Source organism: Nocardioides sp. CPCC 206348, from assembly GCF_048654705.1.
Lineage (GTDB): Bacteria > Actinomycetota > Actinomycetes > Propionibacteriales > Nocardioidaceae > Nocardioides.
On record NZ_JBMCZA010000216.1, the window covers coordinates 60,684 to 69,672 of the forward strand.

At 70.6% G+C, this 8,989-nt stretch carries 9 protein-coding genes; 7 read left to right on the forward strand and 2 right to left on the reverse strand.

The window, feature by feature from the left end; all coding sequences use genetic code 11:
- The coding region (locus ACOADB_RS23615) for a nuclear transport factor 2 family protein (protein ID WP_378604506.1) at window positions 1-221 on the reverse strand (221 nt) is incomplete at its 3' end.
- Between the two features lie 206 nt (window positions 222-427).
- Here ACOADB_RS23615 and ACOADB_RS23620 point away from each other — a divergent pair.
- The gene (locus tag ACOADB_RS23620) at window positions 428-1,711 is read left to right on the forward strand and encodes an adenylosuccinate synthase (RefSeq protein WP_378604509.1); all 1,284 of its coding nucleotides are present in this window, start codon (window positions 428-430) and stop codon (window positions 1,709-1,711) included.
- Between the two features lie 34 nt (window positions 1,712-1,745).
- Here the strand turns inward: ACOADB_RS23620 and ACOADB_RS23625 are convergent, their stop codons facing one another.
- On the reverse strand, window positions 1,746-3,863 hold the full coding sequence (locus ACOADB_RS23625; protein WP_378604512.1) for a serine/threonine-protein kinase: 2,118 nt from the start codon (window positions 3,861-3,863) through the stop codon (window positions 1,746-1,748).
- A gap of 80 nt (window positions 3,864-3,943) precedes the next feature.
- Between ACOADB_RS23625 and purD the strand changes: the two genes are divergently transcribed.
- From purD to purB, 6 genes are all read left to right on the forward strand, one after another.
- The gene (gene purD, locus ACOADB_RS23630) at window positions 3,944-5,227 is read left to right on the forward strand and encodes a phosphoribosylamine--glycine ligase (RefSeq protein ID WP_378604515.1); all 1,284 of its coding nucleotides are present in this window, start codon (window positions 3,944-3,946) and stop codon (window positions 5,225-5,227) included.
- Window positions 5,228-5,725 carry a GNAT family N-acetyltransferase gene (locus ACOADB_RS23635; protein WP_378604518.1) on the forward strand — a complete coding sequence of 166 codons (498 nt, stop codon included), beginning with the start codon at window positions 5,228-5,230 and terminating at the stop codon, window positions 5,723-5,725.
- A gap of 125 nt (window positions 5,726-5,850) precedes the next feature.
- Complete coding sequence (locus ACOADB_RS23640; RefSeq protein ID WP_378604521.1) at window positions 5,851-6,390, forward strand: Uma2 family endonuclease; 540 nt, start codon at window positions 5,851-5,853, stop codon at window positions 6,388-6,390.
- A 27-nt stretch (window positions 6,391-6,417) separates the two neighbouring features.
- On the forward strand, window positions 6,418-7,035 hold the full coding sequence (locus ACOADB_RS23645) for a hypothetical protein (RefSeq protein ID WP_378604524.1): 618 nt from the start codon (window positions 6,418-6,420) through the stop codon (window positions 7,033-7,035).
- A gap of 22 nt (window positions 7,036-7,057) precedes the next feature.
- Entirely contained in the window at window positions 7,058-7,519 is a 462-nt protein-coding gene (locus ACOADB_RS23650) for a GNAT family N-acetyltransferase (protein ID WP_378604527.1), read from the forward strand.
- Between the two features lie 29 nt (window positions 7,520-7,548).
- Entirely contained in the window at window positions 7,549-8,988 is a 1,440-nt protein-coding gene (purB, locus tag ACOADB_RS23655) for an adenylosuccinate lyase (protein WP_378604530.1), read from the forward strand.
- The last annotated feature ends 1 nt before the right edge of the window (window position 8,989 follow it).

The following is an 8,989-nucleotide window of genomic DNA, read 5'->3' on the forward strand; positions in this document are numbered from 1 at the left end:
GCGACCCGGGCGTGGATCAGCCGGGCCTCCTGCTCGAGCCCGTCCAGGGCGCCGTAGAACTCCGCGATCGACTCGCGGGTGGTGCGCACCTCGGTGCCGACCGGGTCCTCGACGGTCGCGCCGTCGGCGTACAGGGCGACGACCTCGGCAGAGGTGCCGTTCGCGACCAGGTCGATGTAGTTCTGGACGGTCCCGAGGATGGTTTCCCTGCTGGCTGCCACTTGCTTCTCCTTGACGACGAATAAGTAGAACGTGTTCTTGTTTCGCCGAATCTAGCCCCTCGGTCGCGATTTGGTAACGTTGCGCCGCAAGAGCGCCCCGGTCCTTGCCGGGGCTTCTTGCTTGTCACACCCACCAGCAACATCAGTGGCGCGTCGAGCAGCCGTCTCCGGACGGAGGGACTCCGTCCGGAACGAAGGAGAACCAAATGCCTGCGATCGTGATCGTCGGAGCCCAGTGGGGCGACGAGGGCAAGGGCAAGGCCACCGACCACCTGGGCAGCCAGGTCGACTACGTCGTCAAGTTCAACGGCGGCAACAACGCCGGCCACACCGTCGTCATCGGCGACGAGAAGTACGCCCTCCACCTGCTGCCCTCCGGCATCCTGACGCCCGGCTGCACGCCCGTCATCGGCAACGGTGTCGTCGTCGACATCGACGTGCTCTTCCACGAGATCGACGGCCTCGAGGCCCGCGGCATCGACACGTCGAAGCTCAAGCTCAGCGCCAACGCGCACGTCATCGCCGACTACAACCGCCAGGTCGACAAGGTCGCCGAGCGCTTCCTCGGCAGCCGCAAGATCGGCACCACCGGCCGCGGCATCGGTCCGACCTACGCCGACAAGATGAACCGCATCGGCATCCGGGTCCAGGACCTGTTCGACGAGAAGATCCTCACCCAGAAGGTCGAGGGCGCCCTCGAGCTCAAGGGCCAGGTGCTCACCAAGATCTACAACCGCCGCGCGCCCTCGGTCGAGCAGACCGTCGAGGAGCTGCGCAGCCATGCGGAGCGGCTGGCGCCGTACGTCTGCGACACGACGCTGTTGCTGGGCCAGGCCCTCGACCGCGGCGAGGTCGTGCTGCTCGAGGCCGGCCAGGCCACGCTGCTCGACGTCGACCACGGCACCTACCCGTTCGTGACCTCCAGCAGCGCCACCTCCGGCGGCGCCTGCACCGGCTCGGGCATCCCGCCGACCCGGATCGACCAGGTCATCGCGATCGTGAAGGCCTACACCACGCGCGTCGGCGAGGGTCCGTTCCCGACCGAGCTGAACGACGACAAGGGAGAGTTCCTGCGCAAGCAGGGCTTCGAGTTCGGTACGACGACCGGCCGGCCGCGTCGCTGCGGCTGGTACGACACTGTCATCGCGCGCTACGCCGCACGGGTCAACGGCGTCACCGACTTCGTGCTCACCAAGCTCGACGTGCTCACCGGCCTCGATGTCGTTCCCGTCTGCGTCGCCTACGACGTCGACGGCGTCCGCCACGAGGAGATGCCGGTCAACCAGACCGACTTCCACCACGCCGTACCCATCTACGAGAACCTTCCCGGCTGGTCCGAGGACCTCACCGGTTGCCGCACCTTCGAGGACCTCCCGAAGGCCGCGCAGGACTACGTCGAGTACGTCGAGGCGCGCTCCGGCGCCCGGATCTCGGTCATCGGCGTGGGTCCCGAGCGCGAGCAGGCGATCGTGCGGCACGCGCTGCGCTGATTCCCTCCGTGCCGGGCCGGGCTGCGGCGCAGGTTCAGTCGATGAACGCGAACCTGTCGTCGCACTCGGCGCCACAGTCGAGGGCACCCCAGCCCTCGATGTCGGCGAACTTCGAGCCGTCGGAGAGGCGCACCCCGAGGGCCAGGGAGTCCTCCTCGGTGTCGAGGAGCTGGACGAGGTCGGCGTCGCCGTCGCCGTCGACGTCGGAGAGGGTGGCATCGGCCAACGCGTCCTTGGCGAACTCCTCGCGCCGCTCCTCCTGGGTCCGCTTGGTGCTCCACCACAACCCCTGCTCGGTGATGGCGCCGTCGACGAAGTCGTAGACGATGATCCCGGTGTTGGTGGCACCGATGATGACCAGCTCGTCGTCCCCGTTGCCATCGACGTCACCGACGGCCCAGTCGGACAGCAGGGGCGCGCGGGGCGCCTGGGTCAGGTCGAGGTCCTTCGTCGCGGTGAAGCCGTCACCGTCGGCGAGCAGGACGCGGATCAGGCCGGCGACGTCCTCGGTGCCGGGGTCGGCGTCAACCGGGCCGTCGTCGAGGTCGGCGGCGTAGAGGACGTCATCGGTGTCGTCGCCGTCGAAGTCGGCGATCCAGATGCTGCCCTGGGAGAGCTCGGAGCGGTACCACGGCACCGGTGCGGCAAAGCCTTCCTTGGTGCCCGCCGCCACGTGGATCGTGTCGACGTCACCGGCGTCCCCGATCAGCACGATGTCGCCGCGTCCGTCGCCGGTCACGTCGCCGATCCGGGCTGAGAAGTCCTGCAGGTCGTAGTCGGGTTCGATCCGGACCTCGGTGTCCCACGGTTCGCCCCGGGCCGGCTCGACGTGCACGGCGAGGATCTCGTCCGACGTCTCCTCCAGCCAGGCGACGTCGGGGCGACCGTCGGCGTCCACGTCTCCGCGCACAGGCGTCCCGGCCGCGCTGGCTGTTCGCTGCGCCTTCGTGAACAGCTGGCCCGTGGATGCGAGCGTCCAGGTCGGCAGCGGGCTGAGCGAGTCGAAGCGGGACTGCTGGACCAGCGCATCGCCGTTCCCGTCGCCGTCGAGGTCGCCGGTCACCCAGTCGACGGGTGCCGGGTCCTCGGCCTCGCTCGTCGGGTCGTCCAGGGATCGCCAGGTCAGGGCGGCGATGACGACTGCGAGCACCGCGACGGCGACCGCTGCCACGACCAGCGGCCAGCGCCGGTGACGCACGGGAACGGACTTCTTGCCACCGGGGACCACGGTGGGCGCGGCCCCTCCGGGCGGAATCCGTACGGCGGTCGGCGCGTCCGGCGCGCCCGCGGGGCCGTCGAGGGTGTCGGCCGGAGCGATGGCAGCGAGGCCCTCGAGGTCGGCGCGGAACTCGGACGCGTCGGTGTAGCGGTCGGCGGGGTCCTTCGCGAGCGCGCGCTCGACCACGGCGTTGAGCTGGTCGGTGAAGGGTCCGCTGCCGGGCAGCCGCGGGATCGGTGCCTGCTGGTGCGCCATCGCGACCTGCACGTCCGTGCCGGTGTAGGGCTCGCGGCCGGTGAGGCAGGCCCAGAGCACGCAGCCGAGGGCGTAGACGTCGCTGGAGGGCGTGGCCGGTGCACCGGCGGTCCGGTCGGGGGAGAGGTAGGACCAGGTGCCGGCGACCATGCCGGTCGCAGTCGGCGCGGGACCTTCGACACCGTCGGCGCGGGCGATGCCGAAGTCGCAGAGGTAGGCGTGCTGGTCGGGCGTGCCGGCACCACGGATCAGCACGTTGCCGGGCTTCACGTCGCGGTGGATCACGCCGACCCGGTGGGCGTCGGCGAGCCCGCGTGCCAGCTGCGCGCACAGCTGCAGGGCCTGCTTCGCCGGCATCGCGCCGTGCTCGTTGATCTGGGTCCACAGGTCCACGCCTTCGACGTACTGCGTGACGATGTACGGCGTCCCGTCGATCTCGTCGTGGTCGTGGATCGCGATCACGTGCGGCGAGTCGAGGCGGGCCAGCGAGGCGGCCTCGGCCTGGAAGCGGGCGCGGAACTCGGGCGACTGCGCGAGCACCCCGGTGATGACCTTGAGGGCGACGGTGCGGTTCAACCGCAGGTCGGTGGCAGCGAACACGATGCCCATGCCGCCCTGTCCGAGCACCCGGTCGAGCCGGTAGCGGCCGAACTCTTCACCCACATTGGGCACGCGCATGATTTCCCCCGAGAAGGTCGTGGACGTCGGCCCCAGTGTGCCCGATCGCCCCGACCCGGCCACCTCTAGGATCAGTACCCGTGAAGACCCTCGTCATCGGTACCGGCGGCCGCGAGCACGCGCTCGCCCTCGCGCTCTCCCGCGACCCCTCGGTGGCGGAGGTGCACGCGGCACCGGGCAACCCGGGCATCGGCGCGTTCGCCACGTTGCACCCCGTCGACCTGATGGACGGTACGGCGGTCGCTGCCCTGGCGGCGGAGATCGGCGCCGACCTCGTGGTGATCGGCCCCGAGGCGCCGCTCGTCGCGGGCGTCGCCGACCTGGTCCGTGCGGAGGGCATCGCGGTGTTCGGACCGTCGAAGGCTGCCGCGCTGCTCGAGGGATCGAAGGCCTTCTCCAAGGAGGTCATGGCCGCGGCCGGCGTGCCGACCGCCGGCTCCTACACCTGCACGACGGCCGAGGAGGTCGCCGCTGCGCTCGACGAGTTCGGACCGCCGTACGTCGTGAAGGACGACGCACTGGCTGCGGGCAAGGGCGTCGTCGTGACCCGTGACCGGGACGAGGCGATCGCCCACGCCGCAGCGTGCGGCCGCGTCGTGATCGAGGAGTTCCTCGACGGCCCGGAGGTCTCGCTGTTCGCGGTCTGCGACGGCACCACGGCCCACCCGCTCCAGCCCGCGCAGGACTTCAAGCGGATCTTCGACGGCGGTCGCGGCCCGAACACCGGCGGCATGGGCTCCTACTCGCCGCTGGCCTGGGCGCCGGCCGACCTGGCGGCAACCGTCATGGCGACCGTCGTACAACCGACGCTGGACGAGATGAACCGCCGGGGCGCGCCGTTCGTCGGCTGCCTCTACGTCGGCCTGGCGCTGACGGAGTCCGGCCCGCGGGTCATCGAGTACAACTGCCGCTTCGGTGACCCGGACATCCAGCCGGTGCTGGCCCTGCTCGAGTCCCCGTTGGGTGAGCTGCTCTCGGGCGCGGCCAACGGCCGCCTCGCCGGGACGCCGGCGCCGTCCTTCCGTGACGGTGCCTCGGTGACCGTGGTCCTCGCCTCGGCCGGCTACCCGGAGTCGTCGTCGAAGGGCGACGTGATCACGGGTGTCGGTGCCGCCAACGGTGTCAGCGATGTCGACGTGATCCACGCCGGCAGCAAGCTCGTCGACGGCCCCGACGGACAACAGCTGGTCACCGACGGCGGCCGCGTGCTCGCCGTCCGTGCGATCGGGTACGACGTCGAGGATGCTCGTTCGCGGGCCTACGCCGCTGCCGACCTGATCACCTTCGACGGCCTCCAGCGCCGCTCCGACATCGCTGCCGAACCGCTGGGTGTCATCGAGGGTGCCTCGCTCAAGGACGACTGAGTGAGCCCGATCCGCCCGGCCACCGACGCTGACCTCGACGCCGTGTCGGCCATCTACGCACGTGAGGTCCACGAAGGCACGGCCACCTTCGACCTGGCGCCGCCGCCCCGCTCGAAGTGGGAGGGCCTGCTCGCCTCCACGCACCCGGGCGACCACTTCCTGGTGGCGACCGACGGCGACACCGTCCTCGGATTCGCCTACTCCTCGGCGTTCCGCCCGAAGGGCGCGTACGACGGCACCCGCGAGGTGACCATCTACCTCGACCCCGCCGCCGCGGGCCGCGGCCTCGGCCGGCGCCTGTACGACGACCTGCTGGCCCGCCTCGCGAGCGGCGGCATGCGCACGGCGCTGGCCTGCATCTCCCTGCCCAACGACGCGAGCGAGGCGCTCCACCGCGCGTGCGGGTTCGAGCGACAGGGCGTGTTGCGCGAGGTCGGCCGCAAGCACAACCGGTGGATCGACGTCGTGTGGTGGCAGAAGATGCTGGCCACTGACTGAGGCCTGTGGACAGGCGATTCTCGCCGTTTCGTCGGCCGAGTGCCGCGGCATTCCTTCCCTCGCTCCCGACGGGAGCGCAGAATGGAAGGGGTCCGGATGTGTCGACGCTGTTCCCAGGAGGTGCCGTGGAGGTCGAGACCCTGCAGCGCATCCCCATGTCGTGGGAGGAGTACCTGGCTCTCCCCGCTCCCGAACGCACCGAGTGGTCCCATGGGATCGCCATCATGAGCCCGCCGCCATCGGCACACCACGGCGTCGTGAGCGCCAACCTGGTCTTCGCGCTGAAGTTGGGGCTGCCGGGGCTGCGGGTGATGGTGGAGGCGGGCTTGAAGATGGAGCACAGCCTTCGCGGTCCCGACGTGATGGTGACGCGCGACCTGCCCACCGGCCCGTGGGTGGAGGCCTCGCCGGTCCTGGTCGTGGAGGTCCTGTCGCCGAGCACCCAGTCCGAGGATCTCCTGCGCAAGGCGCCCGAGTACGCGGCTGCAGGCGTTGGTCAGTACTGGATCGTGAATCGCGACTATCGAACGCTTGAGGTTCACGTCCTGGTCGACGGGCACTGGGAGTTGTCTGCCCTGTTCGACAAGGCGACACCGAAGGGCGAGGTCGTCGTGGGGGACCACGGCGTCGTGGCGATCGACCTGCACGACCTCCTCGACGGGTGATGCCGCCGCGGCTGGCAGAGTGGCGCCATGGCTGAATCTGCTGACCAGGTCCATGCCCGCGTGATGCCCGCCGCCGACGAGCACGGCCGGATGCCGCTGCCGTCGGTTGCCGAGTGGGACATCTTTCCGTGGGAGGTCGTCGACGGCGCGTTGGCGACCAAGCGCCTCGCCGACCCGGCCCCCGAGAAGCCGCGGGAGGGCGAGGACGGGACGGACTGCCGCATCTGCGCGACCGATCCGGCCGGCGTGATCTGGACCAACGAGCGGTGGCGGCTCAAGCACCTGGCCGAGCGCAGCGGGCTTCCCCTGGTCGTCATCCTGGAGCCGCTGGAGCACCTCGACTTCGACGACCTGGACGACACCATGGCCGCTGAGTACGGCGTCCTCGCTGTCCGCATCGCCCGCATCATCGAGGGGTTGCCCAACATCGGGCGCTGCCACGTCCAGCGGATCGGTGACGGGGCACGGCACCTGCACATCTGGTTCATGGCCCGCACCCGCGGCCTGCCGTCGGTGCTCGGCTCGTTCGCCGTGGACTGGGACGACATCCTGCCGCCCGGCCCGGAGGAGCCGTGGCGTGAGGACCTCGCTGCCGTGGCGCAGCAGCTGGCGTCGTACGACGGCAGGGCAACGGTCGATGCCTGAGTCGCCGCAACCGGCGGGTCTCGTGACGTCACGCCTGCGCCTGGTGCTCTGGGACGCGACAACGGTCGAGGCGATCAGGACCGGCGCCCGGCAGCCCGGCTGGCACCGGGACTTCCCGCGCGAGGACGACCTCGGCGCTGCGTCGCTGTGGCACGACGGCGACCCGTGGGGTCCCCGGTCGATCGTCCACGACGGCCTCGTCGTCGGCTCGATCGGGTTCTTCGGGCCTCCCGGGACCGCCGACGACGGCGTCCCGGAAGCCGAGGTCGGCTACGGCCTGGTCGAGGAGGCACGCGGACTGGGCCTGGCCACCGAGGCCCTGGAGGCGTTGCTGGTCCCGGTCGACCGGCAGCACGTGCGGCTGCGCGCCAGCATCGAGCCGACCAACAAGGCGAGCCTCCGCGTGGCTGCCAAGGCCGGGTTCACCGGTCTTCGCGGCGCCAACGAGGACGGTGAACTGGTGCTGGTCCGGCCGCAGCGCTGATGTCGGTTCGATCCTCCGGCCGTGGGAGAATGAGGCACGTGACCGTCCCGAATGTCGTGCCGAACGTCTTGGCCACCCGCTACGCCGCTGCTGACCTCGCGCAGATCTGGTCGCCGGAGCACAAGATCGTTCTCGAGCGGCAGCTCTGGATCGCCGTGCTCCGGGCGCAGAAGGACCTCGGCATCGAGGTGCCCGACGGCGTCATCGAGGCCTACGAGAAGGTCATCGACGACGTCGACCTGCCGAGCATCGCGGCCCGCGAACGGATCACGCGGCACGACGTGAAGGCCCGCATCGAGGAGTTCGCGGCCCTCGCCGGCCACGAGCACATCCACAAGGGGATGACCTCGCGCGACCTCACCGAGAACGTCGAGCAGCTGCAGGTCAAGCAGTCCCTGGCCCTGCTCCGGGATCGTGCCGTCGCCACCCTTGCCCGCCTCGGCCGCCTCGCGGCCGAGCACGAGACGACCGTCATGGCCGGCCGGAGCCACAACGTGGCGGCCCAGGCCACCACCCTCGGCAAGCGGTTCGCCACGGTCGCCGACGAGCTGATGATCGGCGTCGAGCGGATCGAGCAGCTGCTCGCCCGCTACCCCCTGCGCGGCATCAAGGGCCCGATGGGCACGGCGCAGGACATGCTCGACCTGCTCGGTGGCGATGCCGACAAGCTGGCCGATCTCGAGCAGCGCGTCGCCGCCCACCTCGGCTTCGACCGGGTGCTCACCAGCGTCGGCCAGGTCTACCCGCGCTCGCTCGACTTCGACGTCGTCTCCGCGCTGGTCCAGCTGACGGCGGCGCCGTCCAACCTCGCGACCACGATCCGGCTGATGGCCGGCAATGAGATCGTCACCGAGGGATTCAAGGAGGGCCAGGTCGGCTCGTCCGCGATGCCCCACAAGATGAACACCCGTTCCTGCGAGCGGGTCAACGGCCTCGCCGTCATCACGCGCGGGTACCTCTCCATGGTCGGCGAGCTCGCCGGCGACCAGTGGAACGAAGGTGACGTCTCCTGCTCCGTCGTACGACGGGTGGCGCTGCCGGACGCGTTCTTCGCCGTCGACGGGCTGTTCCAGACGTTCCTCACCGTGCTCGACGAGTTCGGTGCGTTCCCGGCGGTCATCCAGCGCGAGCTCGACCGCTACCTGCCCTACCTCGCCACCACCAAGGTGCTGATGGCCGCCGTCCGCAACGGCGTCGGCCGCGAGGCCGCGCACGAGGCGATCAAGGAAGCAGCGGTCGGCACCGCGCTGGCGATGCGCCAGGGCCAGGCCACCAACGACGTGTTCGCCAAGCTCGCTGCCGACGAGCGCCTCGGGCTCACCGCCGAGCAGCTCGAGTCCCTGGTCGCCGACCCGATCACCTTCACCGGTGCGGCCGTCGCGCAGACGCAGGCGGTCTGCCGCCAGGTGGCCGCGCTGGTCGAGCAGCACCCGGACGCCGCGGCGTACAACCCGGGCGCGATCCTCTGAG

Bases quoted from the DNA above. Each gene is read 5' to 3' on its own strand.
- ACOADB_RS23645 (WP_378604524.1), top strand. From the start codon at position 6,418: ATGGCTGAATCTGCTGACCAGGTCCATGCCCGCGTGATGCCCGCCGCC.
- ACOADB_RS23620 (WP_378604509.1), top strand. From the start codon at position 428: ATGCCTGCGATCGTGATCGTCGGAGCCCAGTGGGGCGACGAGGGCAAG.
- ACOADB_RS23625 (WP_378604512.1), bottom strand. From the start codon at position 3,863: ATGCGCGTGCCCAATGTGGGTGAAGAGTTCGGCCGCTACCGGCTCGAC.
- purB (WP_378604530.1), top strand. From the start codon at position 7,549: ATGAGGCACGTGACCGTCCCGAATGTCGTGCCGAACGTCTTGGCCACC.